Origin of the sequence: Luteimicrobium subarcticum, from assembly GCF_002798015.1 — a bacterium.
GTDB lineage: Bacteria > Actinomycetota > Actinomycetes > Actinomycetales > Cellulomonadaceae > Luteimicrobium > Luteimicrobium subarcticum.
The window spans coordinates 305067-325056 of sequence record NZ_PGTZ01000007.1; the positions used below are offsets into that span (position 1 = coordinate 305067).

The 19990-nt window shown below is 71.5% G+C and carries 15 protein-coding genes and 1 pseudogene; 13 read left to right on the forward strand and 3 right to left on the reverse strand.

The window, feature by feature from the left end; translation table 11 throughout:
• Nucleotides 1-9: 9 nt before the first annotated feature.
• Nucleotides 10-996 carry an ABC transporter permease gene (locus CLV34_RS06475; RefSeq protein ID WP_100349463.1) on the reverse strand — a complete coding sequence of 329 codons (987 nt, stop codon included), beginning with the start codon at nt 994-996 and terminating at the stop codon, nt 10-12.
• Between the two features lie 12 nt (nt 997-1008).
• Entirely contained in the window at nt 1009-1572 is a 564-nt protein-coding gene (locus tag CLV34_RS06480; protein ID WP_100349464.1) for a flavin reductase family protein, read from the reverse strand.
• A 127-nt stretch (nt 1573-1699) separates the two neighbouring features.
• Here CLV34_RS06480 and CLV34_RS06485 point away from each other — a divergent pair, with 127 nt between their 5' ends.
• From CLV34_RS06485 to purM, 13 genes and pseudogenes are all read left to right on the forward strand, one after another.
• Entirely contained in the window at nt 1700-2503 is an 804-nt protein-coding gene (locus CLV34_RS06485) for a copper homeostasis protein CutC (RefSeq protein ID WP_100349465.1), read from the forward strand.
• A gap of 190 nt (nt 2504-2693) precedes the next feature.
• Nucleotides 2694-4406, forward strand: a complete 1713-nt coding sequence (locus CLV34_RS06490; protein WP_100349466.1) for an ABC transporter substrate-binding protein — start codon at nt 2694-2696, stop codon at nt 4404-4406.
• 53 nt (nt 4407-4459) lie between these two features.
• On the forward strand, nt 4460-5449 hold the full coding sequence (locus CLV34_RS06495; protein WP_100349467.1) for an ABC transporter permease: 990 nt from the start codon (nt 4460-4462) through the stop codon (nt 5447-5449).
• The gene (locus CLV34_RS06500) at nt 5442-6551 is read left to right on the forward strand and encodes an ABC transporter permease (protein ID WP_342747202.1); all 1110 of its coding nucleotides are present in this window, start codon (nt 5442-5444) and stop codon (nt 6549-6551) included. The genes CLV34_RS06495 and CLV34_RS06500 overlap by 8 nt, the downstream gene beginning before the upstream one ends.
• Nucleotides 6548-7471: an ABC transporter ATP-binding protein gene (locus CLV34_RS06505; protein WP_100349468.1), complete on the forward strand. Its 924-nt coding sequence runs from the start codon at nt 6548-6550 to the stop codon at nt 7469-7471. The genes CLV34_RS06500 and CLV34_RS06505 overlap by 4 nt, the downstream gene beginning before the upstream one ends.
• A 1-nt stretch (nt 7472) precedes the next feature.
• Nucleotides 7473-8366: an ABC transporter ATP-binding protein gene (locus tag CLV34_RS06510; protein ID WP_100349469.1), complete on the forward strand. Its 894-nt coding sequence runs from the start codon at nt 7473-7475 to the stop codon at nt 8364-8366.
• 111 nt (nt 8367-8477) lie between these two features.
• Nucleotides 8478-10142: an RNB domain-containing ribonuclease gene (locus CLV34_RS06515; RefSeq protein ID WP_342747203.1), complete on the forward strand. Its 1665-nt coding sequence runs from the start codon at nt 8478-8480 to the stop codon at nt 10140-10142.
• A 9-nt stretch (nt 10143-10151) separates the two neighbouring features.
• Nucleotides 10152-10541: a sterol carrier family protein gene (locus CLV34_RS06520; protein ID WP_100349470.1), complete on the forward strand. Its 390-nt coding sequence runs from the start codon at nt 10152-10154 to the stop codon at nt 10539-10541.
• 233 nt (nt 10542-10774) lie between these two features.
• The gene (locus CLV34_RS06525; RefSeq protein ID WP_100349471.1) at nt 10775-13624 is read left to right on the forward strand and encodes an ExeM/NucH family extracellular endonuclease; all 2850 of its coding nucleotides are present in this window, start codon (nt 10775-10777) and stop codon (nt 13622-13624) included.
• Between the two features lie 107 nt (nt 13625-13731).
• A complete protein-coding gene (locus CLV34_RS06530) occupies nt 13732-14136 on the forward strand; it encodes a hypothetical protein (RefSeq protein WP_100349472.1) in 405 nt (134 codons plus the stop codon).
• 202 nt (nt 14137-14338) lie between these two features.
• A pseudogene (locus tag CLV34_RS06535) lies at nt 14339-16588 on the forward strand (bifunctional metallophosphatase/5'-nucleotidase); the annotation flags it as partial.
• A 177-nt stretch (nt 16589-16765) separates the two neighbouring features.
• Entirely contained in the window at nt 16766-18313 is a 1548-nt protein-coding gene (gene purF / locus CLV34_RS06540) for an amidophosphoribosyltransferase (RefSeq protein ID WP_100349474.1), read from the forward strand.
• A 66-nt stretch (nt 18314-18379) separates the two neighbouring features.
• Nucleotides 18380-19474: a phosphoribosylformylglycinamidine cyclo-ligase gene (gene purM, locus CLV34_RS06545; RefSeq protein WP_100349475.1), complete on the forward strand. Its 1095-nt coding sequence runs from the start codon at nt 18380-18382 to the stop codon at nt 19472-19474.
• A gap of 123 nt (nt 19475-19597) precedes the next feature.
• Here the strand turns inward: purM and CLV34_RS06550 are convergent, their stop codons facing one another.
• Nucleotides 19598-19816 (reverse strand): DUF3073 domain-containing protein, encoded by a 219-nt coding sequence (locus CLV34_RS06550; protein ID WP_100349476.1) that lies wholly within the window; start codon nt 19814-19816, stop codon nt 19598-19600.
• Between the last annotated feature and the right edge of the window lie 174 nt (nt 19817-19990).

The window sequence follows — 19990 nt, forward strand, 5'->3', positions numbered from 1 at the left end:
GTCTCGCCGTCAGGCGGGCTGGGGGACGGCGGCGGGCGTGCCGTGACCGCGGGGCGTGCGTCGCCGGCGCCACTGCTCGACGCGCGGGTCGAGCACGGGGTAGACGAGGTCGACGGCGAGGTTCACGAGGACGAACACCGTCGCGCCGACGAGCACGACGCCCTGCACGACGGGGACGTCCTGGGACTGCACGGCGGTGGCGGTGAGGCGTCCGAGGCCAGGGCGTGAGAACACGGTCTCGGTGACGACGGTCCCGCCGAGCAGCCCGCCGACGAGGAGGCCGGCGGCGGTGAGCGCCGGGAGGGAGGCGTTGCGCAGGGCGTGCCGGAGGTGGACGCGGGCGGGGCTCGCGCCCTTGGCGCGGGCAGTCTCCGCGTACGGCTCGCGCAGGGCCGCGGTGAGGCTCTTGGACAGGAGCTGTGCGATGACGGCGCCCGTGGGCAGGGCGAGCGTGACGGCGGGCAGGACGATCGACGCGAGGCCGTCGTCGCCGATGGCCGGGAACAGGGGGAGGCGGAACGAGAAGCACTGCAGCAGCACGAGCCCGAACCAGAACCCGGGGACGGCGACGCCGAGGGGAGGCAGCCCGAGCAGGGTGCCGGCGAGCCGACGGTTCCGCGTCAGGGTGGCGGCGACAGCGAGCCCGCCGCCGAGGAGCACGGCGAGCAGGAGCCCTGCGGCGGCGATCTGCGCGGTCGGCCCGATGGCGTCCCCGAGGAGCGTGGTCACGGGTTGGCGGGTGCTCACGGAGCGGCCGAGGTCGCCGTGGAGGACGTCGCCGAGCTGGTGGACGTACTGGACCAGGAGGGGCTGGTCGAGCCCGTACTCGTGGCGCACGGCGGCGAGCTGCTCGGGCGTCACGTCGGAGGGGTCGGTGCCGAGGAGCAGGGACACGGGGTCGCTGGGGAGCGCCCACAGGACGAAGAACGACACGGTGTAGGCGGCCCACAGGACGAGCAGAGCCTGGCCGAGCCGGCCGGCGACGTAGCGCAGCATGGGGTGCTCCGTTCAGATCGCGGTGTGGTCGCCGATCCGGTGGTAGGTGCGGTCGTGGTAGACGAGCGGGCCGGTGGCGTCGCCGCGCGTGCCGTGCTCGAGGGCGCGGAGCGAGACGAGGTAGCTCGACCCGACCGGGGTGCGCTGGACGACGCGAGCCCGGACCCAGGTGAGGGCGCCGTCGACGACGGGCTCGCCGGTGGGCAGGGCCGACCAGCCTCCGGCGGCGAAGCGGTCGGTGCCGCTGGTGGCGAACCGGGCGGAGACGTCGTCCTGGTCGTCGGCGAGGAAGCTCACCGCGAGGGTGCGTGCGCGGGAGAGCGCGTCCCAGGACGACGAGGTGGACGCGATGGAGAACGCGAGCAGCGGCGGGGTCGCGGACACCGAGATCACGGAGGTGGCGGTGAAGCCGACGGGGCGGCCGGTGGCGTCGTCGACGAGCGCCACGACGGCCACGCCGGCGGGGTGCTGCCGGAACACGGTCTTGTAGGCGTCGGGGGAGAGCTGCGGCTCGTCCTGCTCGGCGAGGAGGGCGTCGAGCCCGGCGAGGTCGGGGGTGAGGGGTTCGGCGGTCATGGGCATTGTGTAGCAAGACACTCAAGTTTTCTCGCCGTGCGGACGGATTCTTCTCACCCCGTGGACCTCCGTTGCGAAACACGGGACCGGCGGCCCCTCCCGGCCGAGCGCGCTAGCGTGAGCGTCCATGAGCACCGAGAGCGCCGGGGGACCCGGCTCGAGCGTCCGTCCGCCGCACGCCGTCGCGCTGGAGATCGCCGTCCAGGACGTCGCAGGGGTCCTCGCCGCCCGGGCCGCCGGGGCGCAGCGCGTCGAGCTGTGCGCCGCGCTGGGAGCCACGGGCGGTCTCACCCCCAGCATCGGTCTGCTCGACCTGGCCCTGACCGCGGCCGAGGACTTCACGGACCACGACCCGATCGAGGTGCACCCGCTGATCCGGCCGCGGGCCGGGGGCTTCGTGCACGACGCGAGCGAGCTGGCCGTCATGGTGGCCGACGTCCGGGCTGCGGTGGACGCCGGTGCGCACGGCGTCGTGGTCGGCGTGCTCACCGCGGACGGCGAGGTGGACGCCGGGGCGTTGCGGCAGCTCGTCGCGGCCGCAGAGGGGCGCGAGGTGACCTTCCACCGCGCGCTCGACATGGTCCCTGACCCGCTGCACGCGCTCGACGTGCTCGCCGCGCTCGGTGTCGCGCGCGTGCTGACGTCCGGCGGGGCCCAGCGGACGGTCGACGGCCTCGAGCGGCTCGCGCACTGCGTCCGGTACGTGCACGACGAGCACCTCCCGCTCCAGGTGCAGGCGGGCGGCGGCGTCCGCGTGGCCGACATCGCCGCGATCGTGGGGGCGGGGGTCGACGCCGTCCACCTGTCCGCGAAGACGGTGCGGGTCGACGCCGGTGGCCCCGGCGGCGGGTCGGGCGACGGCTACGAGGTGACGGACGAGATCCTCGTGGCGGCCGCTCGGGACGCCCTGGACGCGGCGCTCGAGGGCTGAGCCGCCCGGACCGCCCGGACCGCCCGGCGTGCCGTGAGCGGCGGGGAGAGGTTCGGCCTGATTTCAGTTAGGTAACTTTCCTGTTGAATTGGTAGTCGGCCCTCAGCGCCGTTTGTTAGCGTCCCTGCCACACCTCGCGACGGCGCGTGGACCTGTGGCCGCCGTCCACACCACTGGAAAGGGACCAAGGATGATCCGAAGCACGCGACGCAAGAGCGTCGTCGGTGCCGTGGCGCTCGCGTCCGGCCTCAGCCTCCTGCTCGCCGGTTGCGGCGGCGGCAGCAAGGGCAGCGAGAACACGCCCGCCTCGGCGGGCAAGGCGACCGGTGTCGCCAACTCCACCCGCGTCCTCAACGTGTGGGCCGGCGAGTACACGCCGATGGTCGACAACTTCAACCCCTACTCGCCCACCGTGCTGCACGCCGCCATGGGCCCGATCTACGAGACGCTCTTCTACTTCAACAAGGCCGGCTCGGGGGCGCCGAAGCCGCTGCTCGGCGACTCGTACGAGTTCAACGCGGACGGCACGCAGCTCACCATCAAGGTGAAGTCGGGCGTCAAGTGGAGCGACGGCACGCCGTTCACGGCCAAGGACGTCGCGTACACGTACAACTTCTCGCTCTCCAAGCCGGCCTACCTCAAGTCCGCCGAGGCGACCGACGACACCACCGTCGTGCTGTCCTTCGACGGTCCTCAGTTCACGAACGAGTTCTCCCTCCTCGGTGCCACGGTGATCATCCCGGAGCACATCTGGAAGGACGTCAAGGACCCCGCCAAGTTCACGAACGACGACCCGGTCGGAACCGGCCCCTACGTCGTGAAGAAGGACTCCTTCTCCTCGCAGGCGTACACGGTCGTCGCCAACCCGAACTACCGCGACGCAGGCACGCCGAAGATCAAGGAGGTCCGGTACGTCGCCGTCGACGGCGACCCCCAGGCCGAGAACCTGCTCAAGCAGGGCAAGATCGACTGGACCGGCATGTTCATCCCCGACGTCGACGCGGTCACCGCGACCGGCGCCGGGTACATCAACACGCCGCAGGACCCGACGACGATCTACACCTGCTCGTCGGAGGCCGAGGGCTGCAAGGGTGCGCAGACGGACGTCGCCGTCCGTCAGGCGCTCAACCTCGCGATCGACCGCAAGCAGATCAACGACAAGGCCTTCAAGGGCCTCGGCGGCACGATCTCGCCGACGTTCGCGCAGATCGGTCGCGACGACCAGTGGATCACCAACCCGGACTGGAAGGAGTCGCCCCAGTCCGCGGACGCGGCTGCGGCGTCGAAGATCCTCGAGGAGGCCGGCTACACCAAGGATGCCGACGGCTTCTACGCCAAGGACGGCAAGGAGATCGACCTCACGCTGAAGTCCCCGACGGACTGGACGGACTACAACCAGGCCGCCGAGCTCGTCGCGTCGCAGGCCAAGGCCGCGGGCATCAAGATCACGGCGAGCACCATCTCCCAGCAGGAGTGGTCGGACGCGCGCACCTCGGGGAACTTCGAGCTCCTCGTCGGCGGCGTCGTCGGGACGTCCGTCGCCGACCCGTTCCAGATCTACAAGGACTGGTTCTCGGGCGAGTCGACCACGAAGGTCGGCACGGCCCTCAAGCCGGGCACGTGGAACTTCACGCGCTACTCCAACCCTGAGGTCGACGCTGCCGTCAAGGCCGCTGCGTCCACGCAGGACGAGGCGAAGAAGAAGGAGGCGTACGCGACGATCCAGAAGAACATCGTCAACGACGTCCCGTACATCCCGGTGATCATCAACGCGACGCAGACCTTCTACAACACGAAGGACGTCTCGGGCTGGCCCACGCAGGACGACCTGTACGCCTTCCCGCCGTCGTGGGGTTCGGGGTCGGCCGGTGTGATCCTCGCCAACCTCGTCCCGCTGAGCTGACCTGAGAGTCCGACGCCGAGGATGAGCCTGACGACGATGGGAAGAACGCTGTCATGAAGTACTACGGGCGGCGGGTGGCGTTCTACGCGATCACCCTCTGGGCCGCCATCTCCCTGAACTTCTTCATCCCACGGATGCTGCCGGGTGATCCCGCAGACATCCTCCTGGCGAAGCTCGCCCGCAACGGCGACGTGAGCCCGGCGGTGGTGCAGAACGTCAAGCTCATCCTCGGCGGCTCGGACGAGTCGCTCTGGACGCAGTACTGGACCTACATCAAGAACCTGTTCCACGGCGATCTCGGCATCTCCGTCTCGAAGTTTCCCGAGCCGGTCTGGGACCTCATCCGGGACGCCCTGCCGTGGACCATCTGCCTCGTCGGGATCGCGACGATCCTCTCGTTCGCGATCGGCATCGCCGGCGGGGCGTGGATCGGGTGGAAGCGCGGCACCGCGTGGGACGCCTTCATCCCGTTCACGACGCTCCTCCAGTCCATCCCGTACTTCTGGCTCGCGCTGCTCCTCGTCTACTTCGTCGGGATGCAGATGGGCTGGGCGCCGGTGGCGTGGGGCTGGGACGTCCAGACCTACGACCATCCCGAGCTGTCGTGGCCGTCGATCGTGGACGTGTTCCAGCACGCCGTCCTGCCGGCCACCACGATCATCCTCAGCTCGGTCGGAGGCTGGCTCGTCGGGATGCGCAACATGATGGTCTCGACGCTCTCCGAGGACTACATCGTCACGGCCGAGGCCAAGGGCCTGCGTCCGCGGCGCGTCCTGTGGACGTACGCGGTGCGCAACGCCGCGCTGCCGTCGTTCGCGGGCTTCGGGGTCACGCTCGCCTTCGTGGTGTCCGGCTCGCTCGTCATGGAGCAGGTGTTCAGCTACCCGGGCGTCGGCAAGCTCATGATCACCGCGGTGCAGAACGCCGACTACACGCTCATGCAGGGCGTCTTCCTCCTGACCACGGTGACCGTGCTCGCGGCGAACTTCGTCATGGACATCATCTACGGCTTCATCGACCCGAGGACGCGGCACCATGGCTGACCACAACGACACCATCGGCGAGGACGTCCGCGAGTCCGAGTTCGTCACGCCCGCGGCCACCACGGTCGCGTCCGCGGAGGTCGTGGCCGACGGCCTCCCGACCGAGCAGGAGCTCGGCGAGGTGGTCGGCGACGGCTCGCTCGCCGCCACCATGACCGGTCAGGCCAGCGTGGTCGCACCGCGGAGCCGGATGCGCGACATGCTGCCGTCCGTCTCGCCGAAGCTCGTCATCGGGCTCGTGATCGTCGGTGCGATCGTGCTGTTCGCGATCATCGCGCCGTTCTTCACGCTCGACCCGAGCAACACGGAGTACGACGGGCTCCTGCGGCCGGGCGAGCAGGGGCACCTGCTCGGGACGACCGCGATCGGCAACGACATCTTCGCCCAGCTCGCGCACGGTGCCCGGGGCTCGCTGCTCATCGGGATCGTCGTGGGCGTCATCGCCCTCGTGTTCTCGGTGGTGTTCGGCATCTTCGCCGGCTACCTCGGCGGGTGGGCGGACGAGGGCCTGTCGCTCGTCACCAACATCATGCTCGTCATCCCGGCGCTGCCCCTGACGATCGTGCTCGCCGCGTACTCGTCGAGCCGGTCCATGTGGCTCGTCGCGGGGGTGCTCGGCCTGACGTCCTGGGCGGGCTCCGCGATCGTGCTGCGATCCCAGGCGAAGTCGCTGCGCATCCGCGACTACGTGCTCGCCTCGCGGGTCTCGGGCGAGAAGTCGATCCGCATCATCGCGGTCGAGATCCTGCCGAACCTGCTGCCGCTCGTCGCGGCCCAGTTCATCTTCGCGATCATCTTCGCGATCCTCGGCGAGGCCGGCCTGTCGTACCTCGGGCTCGGTCCGACGGGTGCCGTGACCTGGGGCATCATGCTCTACCAGGCGCAGCAGGGTTCGGCCCTGACCCTCGGGGCGTGGTGGTGGTTCGTGCCGCCGGGCCTGCTCATCGCGGTGCTCGGCTGCGGCCTCTCGCTCATCAACTTCTCCATCGACGAGATCATCAACCCGAAGCTGCGCAACGCCCCGAAGGCCGTCAAGCGGGTCCGCAAGGCCCGCAAGACGGAGGGCGAGGCCGGTTCGGCGACCCTGGAGGCCGGCGCATGAGCCCCGACACCCTGACCACGTCCCGCCCGGTCGAGCAGACCGGTCCGCTCAGCCTGCCCGGCCACGCCGAGTACCTGCGTGGCCTGGAGCCCGTGCTCACCGCGACCGACGTCACGATCGACTACCTCGTCGAGCCGCCGGTGCACGCCGTGAAGAACGTGTCGCTGACGCTGCACCGCGGCGAGATCCTCGGCCTCGCGGGCGAGTCCGGCTGCGGCAAGTCGACGTTCGCGTACGGGCTCGACCGGCTGCTCAAGGCGCCGGCCGACCTGCGCTCGGGGGCCGTCACGTTCCACGACCAGTCCGGCACCGACATCGACGTGCTCGGCCTGTCGGGCGAGCAGCTCCGCGCGTTCCGCTGGGACAAGATCTCCATGGTGTTCCAGGGGGCGATGAACTCGCTCAACCCGGTCATCAGCGTCAAGAAGCAGCTCTTCGACGTCTTCAGCACCCACCGGCCCGGCATGTCGAAGAAGGAGATGCTGGCCGAGTCGCAGGAGCTTCTGCGCATGGTCGGCGTCGACCCGCAGCGCATCGACAGCTTCGCGCACGAGCTGTCCGGCGGCATGCGGCAGCGCGTCATGATCGCCATGGCGCTCGCCCTGCGGCCGCAGGTCATGATCATGGACGAGCCCACGACCGCGCTCGACGTCGTGGTCCAGCGCGGCATCCTGCGCGAGATCATGCGGCTGCGCGAGCAGCTCGGCTTCGCCGTCGTCTTCATCACGCACGACCTACCGCTCCTGCTCGAGATCTCGGACCGCATCGCCGTGATGCTGCAGGGCGAGATCGTCGAGCTCAACACGTCGGCCGACATCTACCGGTCTGCGCAGCACGAGTACACGCGCAAGCTGCTGTCGTCGTTCCCCAGCCTCACCGGGGACCGCGGCTCGTTCATCCGCACGGGAGAGGTGGTCTGAGATGACCGGCACGCTCGAGGTCCGTCACCTGACCAAAGACTTCAAGGTCCGTTCAGGATGGCGCTCGTCGACCCTGCGCGCGGTGGACGACGTGTCGTTCACGCTCGAACCGGGCAAGACGATCGCGCTCGTCGGCGAGTCCGGCTCGGGCAAGTCGACGGTCGCGCGCATGCTGTCGAAGCTCGAGACCCCGACGTCGGGCGAGATCCTGCTCGACGGCACGCCGAGCGCGCGGCGGGGGATCGGCCTCGCGCGGTACCGCAACGACGTCCAGATGGTGTTCCAGGACCCGTTCGCGTCGCTCAACCCGTTCCACACGATCGACCACCACCTCGAGCGCCCCATCAAGATCCACGGGACGGCGAAGGGTCGCGACGCGATCGAGGCCGAGATCGACCGCCTGCTCGAGCGGGTCAACCTCAACCCTCCGCGCCAGATGGCGGCGCGCCGCCCGCACGAGCTCTCGGGCGGCCAGCGTCAGCGCGTCGCCAGTGCGCGTGCGCTGGCGCCGGGCGCGCGGTTCCTCATCGCGGACGAGCCCGTCTCGATGCTCGACGTGTCGATCCGGCTCGGGCTGCTCAACATGTTCGCGCGGCTCCAGCGTGAGGAGAACCTCGGCGTCCTCTACATCACGCACGACCTCGCGACGGCGCGCCACTTCTCCGACGAGATCCTCGTGATGTTCCGCGGGAAGGTCGTCGAGCGGGGTCCGTCGGACCAGGTGATCCTCGACCCGCAGCACGACTACACGAAGCTGCTGCTCTCCGCGGCACCGCAGCCGGAGAACCACGGCAGGCTCCGTGAGGAGGTGCGAGCCGAGCTCGCGGCCGCCGCGGCGGGCGACGGCGGCGCGACCCGCGACCGTTTCGGCACCGCCGGGCTCGACAAGGGCTGAGGCAACCAGGCCACCAGACCACCGGTCCTGCCGGAGACGCACCCCGGCAGGACCGGTCCCTCGGAGGGCCCCCGCGCGGTGTCGGCGCGCTCTCGTCGCTAGCCTCGGGACGTGCATCCCCATCTGTTGCGGATCGCGGGCGCCGACGCCGCGACCTCGCGTGCCGTCCGCCGGTCCCTCGCCGCGCTCCGCGCGGAGATGCAGCTCCCCGACGCGTTCCCGCCCGAGGTCACGGCCGCCGCCCGTGAGGCCGCGGTCCGCGACCTGACGTCCGAGCCGGGCCGCGACGACCTGCGCGACGTCCCGTTCCACACCATCGACCCGGCCGGCTCGATGGACCTCGACCAGGCGATGTTCCTCGCACGGGTCGGCGACGACGGCGCGACGGATCGGCCGGAGACCGGCCCCGACGAGAGCGCCCCGGCCTTCGTCGTCCGGTACGCCATCGCGGACGTCGCCGCGTTCGTCGATGCCGGCGGCCCGGTCGACATCGAGGCGCACGAGCGCGGCAGCACCCTCTACGGGCCCGACGGACGCATCCCGCTGCACCCGCCCGAGCTGTCCGAGGGGGCCGCGAGCCTGCTCCCGGACGTCGACCGCCCGGCCGTCGTCTGGCGGATCGTCCTCGACGGACACGGCGAGATCGTGTCGACCGACGTGCGTCGCGCGGTGGTCCGGTCGGTGGCCCGGCTGAGCTACGACGCGGTGCAGACCGTCCTCGACGGCGGCGCCGCGACGCCACCCACAGCACGGACGCCACCCACAGCACCGACGGCTCCCCCCGCGGCAGCGCTCCCCGACACCGTGCGCACGAGCCTCGGGCTGCTGCGCGAGATCGGCGCCCTGCGGATCGCGCGTGAACGCGACCGCGGTGGCGTCTCCCTCGACGTCCCCGAGCAGGAGTTCGTCGAGCGTGACGACGGCACCACCACGCTCGAGCTGCGCGAGACGCTCCCGGTGGAGAGCTGGAACGCGCAGGTGTCGCTCCTGACCGGGATCGCGGCGGCACAGCTCATGCGGCGCGGTGGCGTCGGCATCCTGCGGACGCTGCCGCCGGCCGACGCGCGCGACGTCGCCCGCCTGCGCCGCACGGCCCGGGCGCTCGGCATCGACTGGCCCGCCGACGCGTCGTACGGGGACGTGCTCGCGACGCTCGACTCGTCCCGGCCGCACGACGCGGCGTTCCTCACGGAGGCGACGTCGTTGTTCCGGGGGGCGTCGTACGTCGCGTTCGGTGGTGACGGCCTGCCGCAGGGCGTGCCGGGCGACCAGCCCGTCGGGCACGCGGCGATCGCAGCCGAGTACGCACACGTGACCGCCCCGCTGCGGCGGCTCGTGGACCGGTTCGGCACCGAGGCGTGCCTCGCGGTCGCCGCGGGCACTCCGGTCCCGGCGTGGGTCCGGACCGGACTGGCGGCCCTGCCGAAGATCATGGCGCGCACAGGACAGCGGGCCGGGTCGTACGAGCGGGCGTGCCTCGACACCGTCGAGGCGGCGCTGGTCCAGGACCGGGTCGGCGACGTGTTCGACGGGGTGGTCGTCGACGTCGCCGAGCCCGGGCCGAGGACGAACGGGATGCCGACGACCGCGAAGGACGGGGCGACCGCGCCGGACGACGGCGTGCAGCGCGGACAGGTCGTGGTCGCCGATCCGGCCCTGCGTGCGCCGGTGACCGGGCGGGTCCTCCCGCTGGGCGAGCCGGTCCGGGTGCGGCTCGCCCGGGCGTCGGTCGAGGAGCGCGTGGTCGCGTTCGAGCTCGCCGGGCCGCACGACTAGCCTCGGACGATGCCTCCTCGTCGCCGGACCGACCCCGCCGCCGGGCGCGCCGCGCTCGCTGCGTACCGTGCCGCGACGGAGGGCGGCACGGCCCCCGCCCGCCAAGACGTCGCGACGGCGGTCCGGTTCACGCTCGAGGAGCTGGCGGACGTCGCACCCGGTCACGCCGTCGAGGTGCGCGTGCCGCCGTGGGGGGCCGTGCAGGCCGTCGACGGACCGCGGCACACGCGCGGCACCCCGCCCAACGTCGTCGAGACCGACCCCGCGACGTGGCTGGCCCTCGTGGGCGGAGAGCTCGGCTGGGACGAGGCCGCCGCGGACGGCCGTGTCCGCGCGTCGGGCGAGCGCGCGGCGGAGGTGGCGCGCCACCTGCCGCTGCAGGCCGCTCGACCCCGCTGACCTGCGGTGCGGCGGCGCCGGTCGCGGTACGGGGTGCCGTCGCGCTGATCGTGCGGCAACGTACCCACTGGTAACCCCGGTCACACAGCCCGTTCATCCGGGCGTCACGCACGTGACCTGGGATGAGGGGGCGCGTGCTCGTCCGGGCCGCGCGCGACGCTGCGAGCGAGGGAGCCGATGTGGACGTCGGACGAGTGACGAGGGGGCGGCGTTCAGCGTCGTCGGTGACGGCGATGGTGGCCGCGGTGGGGCTGGTGGGCGGTGCGGTGGTCGCCGTGGCCGCGGGGGTCGCCGCTGCCGCCGACGACGGGGGAGCGGGGCACGTGGTCGTGTCCGAGGCGTACCTGTCGGGCGGGAGCGCGAACGCGCCGTTCCGCACGAAGTTCGTCGAGCTCTACAACCCGACGTCGGCAGCGGTCGACGTGTCGGGGTGGTCCGTGCAGTACCGGTCGGCCACGGGGACCGCTGCGTCGACGTCGTCGGTCCCGCTGACGGGGAGCATCGCCCCGCACGCGCACTACCTCGTGGCGGGCGGGTCCAACGGCACCGTGGGCGCGGAGCTGCCTGCCCCGGACGCGTCGGGCGCGGCGCTCAACCCGTCGGGGTCGGCCGGCACGATCGCGCTGGTCACGACCACCGACAAGGTGACGCTGCCGACCGGCTCGGTCGTCGGCGACGTCGCGAGAGGTGCGAAGGTCGTGGACCTGCTGGGGTACGGCACGTCGAACACCTTCGAGACGGCCGCGGTCACCGGGCTGCCGTCGAGCAACGCCACGCCGGGCTCGCTCACGCGGACCGACCCGTCGTCGGACGGCGACGCCAACGCGGCGGACTTCGCGTTCGGGTCGGCGGTGACGCCGGAGAACAGCGCGTCGTCCCCGACGACGCCGACGTCCACGCCGACCGACACCCCCACCCCCACGCCGACGCAGACGCCGACTCCGACCGCGACGAGCACCCCGACTGCAGGACCGGTGCGCACGATCGAGGAGATCCAGGGCACCACGGACACCAGCCCGCTCGTGGGCGAGACCGTGACCACGCGCGGTGTCGTCACGGCGACCTACCCGACGGGCGGCTACAACGGCCTCTACATCCAGACGCCCGGGACGGGCGGTGACCTCGACCTCGCGACGCACACGGCGTCCGACGGCCTGTTCGTGTACTCCACGGCGGCCGCAGCGGCGCTGAAGGCGGGCCAGTACGTCGAGGTGACGGGCAAGGTCAGCGAGTTCAGCGGGCTCACCGAGCTCAACGCCACGTCGTGGAGCGTGGTCCCGGACGCGGTCCCGGCGGTCAAGCCGGCGACGGTCGCGTTCCCGTCGTCGGACGCGCGGCGCGAGTCCCTCGAGGGCATGCTCGTCGCCCCGGCCGGCAGCTACGTGGTCGCGGACAACTACTCGACGAACTACTACGGGTCGTTCACGCTCGCCGCGGGCACCACGGCGTTCGTGCAGCCCACGCAGGCGGGCCGTCCGGGCAGCGCCGAGGCCGCGGCCGCGGTGGCCGACCGTGCCGCACGCGCGGTCGTCCTCGACGACGGTGCGACGACGAACTTCTCGTCGGCGGCGAACGCGTCGAAGCCGCTGCCGTACCTCACGGGCGGCAAGCCGGCGCGCGTGGGCGCGGCGGTGACGTTCACGTCCCCGGTCGTCCTCGACTTCCGGTACTCGCTGTGGGCGTTCGAGCCGCTCACCGAGCTCACCCCGGCGAACGCGGACGCCGTGCAGCCGGTGACCTTCGCGGACACGCGGACGCCCGCGCCGACCGTCGCGGGGAACCTGCACGTGTCGAGCTTCAACGTCCTGAACTACTTCACGACGACGGGCGACCAGCTCACCGGGTGCACGTACTACAAGGACCGTGCGGGCAACCCGATCACGGTGAGCGGTGGGTGCGCGGCGCGCGGGGCGGCGAACGCCGAGAACCTGCAGCGGCAGCAGACCAAGATCGTGCACGCGATCAACGGCCTGGGCGCCGACGTCGTCTCGCTCGAGGAGATCGAGAACTCGCTCACGACGGCCGGCCTCGCCCGGGACGCCTCGCTCGCGCAGCTCGTGGACGCGCTCAACGCGGACGCTGGCGCGGGCACCTGGAAATACGTCCCGTCGCCCACGACCGTGCCGACCGGCGAGGACGTCATCCGTGTCGCGTTCATCTACAAGCCGGCCGTGGTCGCGCCGATCGGGGACTCGAAGATCCTCGTGGGTGCGTCCGCGTTCGACCTGGCCCGCGAGCCGCTCGCGCAGACGTGGCGCCCTGTGGGCGGCACGAAGGCCGACGACGTCGTGGTGATCTCGAACCACTTCAAGTCGAAGAGCGCGGACGCGTCGGCTCCTCCCGGCGACCTGGACTCCGGTGACGGCCAGGGCGCGTTCAACGCGACCCGGGTCGCGGAGGCGCACGCGCTGCTCGACTTCGAGTCGTCGTTCGCGGCGGCCGCCGGGACCGACAAGGTGCTCATGGTCGGCGACTTCAACGCCTACGGCCAGGAGGACCCGGTGAAGGTCCTGACCGACGCGGGCTTCACCGACCTGGGCGCGACGACGGGCAAGCAGACGTACCTGTTCGGCGGGTACGTGGGGTCGCTCGACCACGCGTTCGCGTCGCCGGCGCTCGCGAAGGTCGCGCAGGCGGACGTCTGGAACATCAACTCGGTCGAGCCGATCGCCAACGAGTACTCCCGGTACAACTACAACGTGTCGAACCTGTACGACACGACGGCGTTCCGGTCGTCCGACCACGACCCGATCCTCGTCGGGCTCGACCTGCCGCTGAAGGAGCCCGTGCAGGTGCGGGTCAAGGCGCCCACCGCGGTGCCGTTCTGCTCGGGCGGGAAGGTGTTCCTGTCGACGTCGGTCGTGGCGGGTGAGCCCAAGCAGGCGCTCGACATCCGGCTGACGACGCCGTACGGCGACAAGAAGTTCACGAAGGTCGCCCCGCTGACGTCCGTGGCGAACGTGTTCGCGACGGGTCTGGCGTCGGTCCCGGCGGGGACGCTCACGGTGGCGGCGTACTACTGGGACGGCACCGGTCACTACCAGGTCGTGACGAAGGACTACCGGGCCAAGGACTGCTCGTGACGTTCTGACGGTCCGGCCGTGTGATCCCGGTCGCACCCGCGCGGTGCGACCGGGACGACGGGGGGACGACGGCCGGGACGTCCAGCGGGGCGGGATAGGGTCGGCGCGTGAGCACCGAGCCCGTCCCGTCCCGCCCTGCCGCCGACCCCGGCTCCGAGGGAGCCGTCGAGCAGGAGGGCGCGGCGACCGAGCTCCCGGCCGGCGCGGAGGTCGAGGCCGCCGACGTCGACGTCCGTGACGTGGTGGGCTCCGGCGCGGTGCGCCGTGCCCCGAAGTACAAGGCGTTCCTGTGGGCCGGTGCGGTGCTGGGCCTGGTGCTCGGGCTGTTCGTCGGCGGGTCCGTCCTGCGCGACGACGCCGCCCGGTCGCTCGACAAGCCGGGCGTGCTGTTCAGCGTGATCCTCCTGGGCGGGGTGACGGTCGGGATGCTCGTGGCGGGCTTCGTCGCGGTCGTCCTGGACCGCCGCAGCGTCGCACGCGCGAGCCGGGGCGCGGAGCGTCCGGACGCGTAGCACGACGGGTCTGCGGACGCGCGGGGTTACCGACCCGTACGTTTCACACCCTTGACACAGGGAGTTCATCAGGCTCAGGTGGGATGCGTCAGGTCATCCCGACAAAGGAGCCAGCGTGATCCGACCTTCCTTCCGTGCGACGGGCGCAGCCCTCGCGTCCCTCGCGCTCGTGGCCGCCGGTGCCACGGCAGCCCGTGCAGCCGACGGCGACGGCACCACGACGATCGACTTCCTCAGCATCAACGACTTCCACGGCCGCATCGACACCAACACGGTGGCGTTCGCCGGGACGATCGAGCAGCTCAAGGCCCAGGACCCCGACGGGACCGTCTTCCTCTCGGCGGGTGACAACGTCAGCGCGTCGCTGTTCGCGTCCGCGGTCCAGGACGACGCGCCCACGATCGACGTCCTCAACGCACTCGGCCTGCAGGTGTCGTCGGTGGGCAACCACGAGTTCGACAAGGGCTACTCCGACCTCACGGGTCGCATCGACGACCGGGCGGACTGGCCGTACCTCGGCGCGAACGTCTACGAGCACGGCACGACGACGCCCGCGCTCCCCGCCTACCAGGTCGTGACCGTCAAGGGTGTGAAGGTCGGCGTCATCGGCGCCGTCACGGAGGAGACGCCCACCCTGGTGTCCCCGGCGGGAGTCTCGACGCTCGACTTCGGCGACCCGGTCGCCGCGATCAACAAGACCGCGGACGAGCTGACCGACGGCGACCCGTCCAACGGCGAGGCCGACGTCCTCGTCGCGACGATCCACGAGGGCGCGAGCGAGGGCACGCCGGATGGCGCGACCCTCGACCAGGAGGTGGCCGCAGGCGGCGCCTTCGCCGACATCGTGACGAAGACCAGCCCGAAGGTCGCCGCGATCTTCACCGGCCACACGCACAAGGAGTACGCGTGGCAGGCGCCCGTCCCGGGCGCGAGCGGGAAGACCCGCCCGATCATCCAGACGGGCGACTACGGCGCCAACGTCGGGCACGTGTCGCTGACGCTCGACGCGACGACCCACGCGGTCGTGTCGTCCACGGTGGCGAACGTCCCGCGTACGACGACCCCCGCCGCGGACCTCGTCGCGAAGTACCCCGCGGTCGCGAAGGTCGACGGGATCGTCAAGGCCGCGCTCGCGTACGCCGACACGGTCGGCAAGCAGCCGGTCGGGGCGGTCACCGCGGACATCACGACGGCCTACACGGGCGGCTCGTACGTCAAGGGGAAGTACACGCAGCCCGACGCGACCGACCCGACGAAGGGTCGCGACGACCGCGCGTCCGAGTCGGCGCTCGGCAACTTCGTGGCGGACGCCCTGCGCGACACCCTCGCGCCCGAGTCCCGCGGCGGCGCCGACATCGGCGTCGTGAACCCCGGTGGTCTGCGGGCGGAGCTCTTCAAGGGTGACGACGGCGTGATCACGTACGGCGAGGCGAACAGCGTCCTGCCGTTCGTCAACAACCTCTGGACGGTCACGCTCACGGGAGCCCAGTTCAAGGAGCTGCTCGAGCAGCAGTGGCAGACGGACGCGTCCGGCAACCGCCCGACCCGGCCGTACCTGAACCTCGGCCTGTCGGACAACGTCACGTACACCGTCGACACGCTCGACGCGGCGGCGACGCCGGGGAACCACATCACGTCGGTGTACGTCGACGGCAAGCCGCTCGACCCGTCGAAGGAGTACCGGATCGGCACGTTCTCGTTCCTCACGTCCGGGGGCGACAACTTCCGCGAGTTCCTCCAGGGCACGGACGCGAAGGACTCCGGGCTCGTGGACCGGGACGGCTGGATCGAGTACCTCGGCACGCACGACCCGGCGAGCCCGTCGTTCGCCCGGTCGCACGTCGTGGTGAACGCCCTGCCGAAGGCCACCCGAGCGGGCGACGTCGCGAAGGCGAAGGTGTCGAGCCTCAACCTGACGTCGCTCGGCGCACCCCGCAACACCAGCCTCACGGAGTACCTGGTGGCGTCGGGCGGCGCGTTCGACCCGGCGAAGCCGGGCACGTCCCTCGGCACCGCGTCCGTGAACGCGGCGGGCGCGTCGAGCGTGGCCGTCACGGTCCCGACCACGACGAAGCCGGGTGCGTACGACCTGGTGCTCCTCGCGAAGGAGTCGAAGACGGTCGTCCGGCTCCCGCTCACGGTGAAGGCGCCGCTCCCGGCCGTCGTCACGAAGGCCCCGACGGCGGCGCCGTTCTGCTCGGCGGGCCAGGTCTACCTCTCGACCTCGGTGGTCAACGGTGAGGCGGCCCACAAGGTCGACATCCGTCTCACGACGCCGTTCGGGGACAAGAAGTTCAGCGGGGTCGCCCCCCTGACCTCGGTCTCGAACGTCTTCGCCACCGGCAAGACCTCGGTCGAGGCGGGCAGCCTCACCATCGCCGCCTACTACTACGACGGCACGGGCCACTACCAGACGTCGACGAAGGCGTACGCGGCCAGGTCCTGCAGCTGACCCACCTTCCGCCGCCCCGTCCCGCACCCAGCGGGGCGGGGCAGCGCCGTACCCGCCCTTCCCGCCCCCTCCTCCCCACCGCGCCCCAGCCACAGGACCGCAACCCCACCCCCACCCCCACCCCACCTCCGACCCACGAGCACCAGTCGTCCACAGCCCCTGTGAGACACTTGACACGTGGCCCCCCGCGGAGATGGACGTCTGAACCACGATCTGATGCCCAGCGAGAAAGGCCCGCAAGATGCTTGCGGTGTCTTCGGTGTCTGGGCTCCTGGCGAGGAAGTCGCCAAGCTCGCCTACTTCGGCCTGTACTCGTTGCAGCACCGCGGTCAGGAGTCCGCCGGCATCGCGACCAGCAACGGTGAGCAGATCCTCGTCTACAAAGACATGGGTCTGGTCTCGCAGGTGTTCGACGAGACGGCCCTGAACGCGCTGACGGGTCACATGGCCGTGGGTCACTGCCGCTACTCGACGACGGGTGGCGTGACGTGGGAGAACGCGCAGCCGACGCTGGGTGCGACGTCCACGGGCACGGTGGCGCTGGGGCACAACGGCAACCTGACGAACTCGGCGGAGCTGGTGTCGCTCGTCGCGGAGCGCTACGGCGCGCAGCGTCGGGGCGAACTGGCGCGCGGGAACACGACGGACACGGCGCTCATCACGGCGCTGTTCGCGGGCGACGCCGACCACTCGCTCGAGCAGACGGCCCTGGAGGTCCTGCCGCGGCTGCGCGGTGCGTTCAGCCTGGTGTTCATGGACGAGCGGACGCTGTACGCGGCGCGCGACCCGCAGGGTGTGCGCCCGCTGGTGCTGGGCCGGTTGGAACGCGGCTGGGTGGTGGCGTCGGAGACGCCGGCGCTGGACATCGTGGGCGCGTCGTTCGTGCGGGAGGTCGAGCCGGGCGAGCTGATCGCGATCGACGAGGACGGTCTGCGGACGCAGCGCTTCGCGCCGGTGGAGCGCGCGGGCTGCGTGTTCGAGTACGTGTACCTGGCGCGTCCTGACACGACGATCAACGGCCGGTCGGTGCACGCGAGCCGGGTCGACATGGGTCGGGAGCTCGCGAAGGAGCACCCGGTGGACGCGGACCTGGTGATCCCGGTGCCGGAGTCGGGGACGCCCGCGGCGGTCGGGTACGCGCAGGAGTCGGGCATCCCGTTCGGGCAGGGGCTCACCAAGAACGCGTACGTGGGCCGCACGTTCATCCAGCCGTCCGACACGCTGCGCCAGCTCGGCATCCGGCTCAAGCTCAACCCGTTGCGCGAGGTGATCCGCGGCAAGCGACTCGTGGTCGTGGACGACTCGATCGTGCGCGGGAACACGCAGCGCGCGCTGATCCGGATGCTCCGCGAGGCGGGGGCCGCAGAGGTGCACGTGCGGATCAGCTCCCCGCCGGTGAAGTGGCCGTGCTTCTACGGGATCGACTTCGCGTCGCGCGCGGAGCTCATCGCGAACGGTCTGAGCGCCGACGAGATCGCGTCGTCGCTGGGTGCGGACTCCCTGGGCTACATCTCGACGGAGGGCATGATCGCCGCGACGGAGCAGCCGGCCTCGCAGCTCTGCGCGGCGTGCTTCACGGGGAAGTACCCGATCGAGCTGCCGCCGGACGACCAGCTCGGCAAGCACCTGCTGGAGCAGGCGGAGCTGCCGCTCGGCGCCCCGGAGGACGGCCTGGTCTCGCTGACGGTCGCCGGCGGCGGCGCGGGCGCGCTCGACCGTCCCTGACCCCTTCCCGGGCGACGACGACCACCGACAGAACCCACTTCTGGAGCACTTCTCGTGACCGATGGAATGACCTACGCCGCTGCCGGCGTCGACACCGAGGCGGGCGACAAGGCCGTCGAGCTCATGAAGGACGCGGTCCGCCGCACGCAGGGGCCGCAGGTGCTCGGCGGGGTGGGCGGTTTCGCGGGCCTGTACGACGCGAGCGCGCTGACCCGGTTCCGTCGTCCGCTGCTGGCGACGTCGACGGACGGTGTGGGCACGAAGGTCGCGATCGCGCAGGCGCTGGACGTGCACCACACCATCGGGTTCGACCTGGTGGGCATGGTGGTCGACGACATCGTGGTGGTGGGCGCGCAGCCGCTCTTCATGACGGACTACATCGCGTGCGGCAAGGTCGTGCCGGAGCGGATCGCTGACATCGTGCGGGGCATCGCGGCGGCGTGCGAGGTCGCGGGGACGGCCCTGGTGGGTGGCGAGACGGCGGAGCACCCGGGTCTGCTGGCCCCGGACGACTACGACGTCGCGGGCGCGGCGACGGGTGTCGTCGAGGCGGACCGGCTGCTCGGCCCGGACCGGGTGCGGTCGGGTGACGTCCTGATCGGCATGGCCTCGTCGGGCCTGCACTCGAACGGCTACTCGCTGGTGCGGGCGGTCGTGAAGCACGCGGGCTGGGAGCTCGACCGGCACGTCGAGGAGTTCGGCCGGACGCTCGGCGAGGAGCTGCTGGAGCCGACGCGCGTGTACGCGCGGGACTGCCTCGAGCTGGCCCGGGACGAGGCGGCCCAGGTGCACGCGTTCACGCACGTGACGGGCGGGGGCCTCGCGGCGAACCTGGCGCGCGTGCTGCCGGCGGGCACCGTGGCGACGGTGGACCGTGGCTCGTGGGAGGTCCCGGCGGTGTTCGGCACCGTTCGCGATCTGGGCGGGGTGCCGCAGCGCGACCTGGAGAACACCTTGAACCTGGGCGTGGGCATGGTGGCGATCGTCGGCCAGGACGGCGTGGACGCGGCCCTGTCCCGCCTCGCGGCGCAGGGCGTCCCGGCGTGGGTGCTCGGCACCGTCGGCGACCTCGACGAGGCGGCGTCCGGTCAGGACCTGGTCACGGGGACGAAGGGTGTGACGGCCGGTGCGGTGCTCATGACGGGCACGTACCGGGCCTGACAGCCCCTGGGTACGACGAGCGGTGCGCTGCCCCGAGGGGTGGCGCACCGCTTGACGTTCAGGAGCTTCCGACCGGAGCCGGGACCGTTCGTGGCGTCGCGCACGGCGACGGCAGCGAGCGGGTCAGCGCTCGTCGTTCCAGTCGCTGTAGCGATCCTGGAAGTCGTCGTCGTTCGACTCGTACCGGGAGTCGGTTCGCACCTCGGTGCGCGACGTACTGCCACCGAGCGAAGTACTCCCACCGAGCTCTCGCTCGAGCGCCTGATAGTTCGTATCGGGGCTGTAGTACTTCAACTGGCGAGCGACCTTGGTCTGCTTCGCCTTCTGACGGCCGCGTCCCATGGCTCGACCCCCTCAACATGAAAGCCGGGGCAGGCAACGCGCCAGACGCGTGCGGCCCCGGTGGTGTCTCGTCTGTCCAGGGCACAACGGTACACGGCGTTTCGACATTCCGACTACTCGGCTCGCCCTGACGGTGCCGCCGGCGGCCTCCGGACTGTCCGAGATGGACGCTCC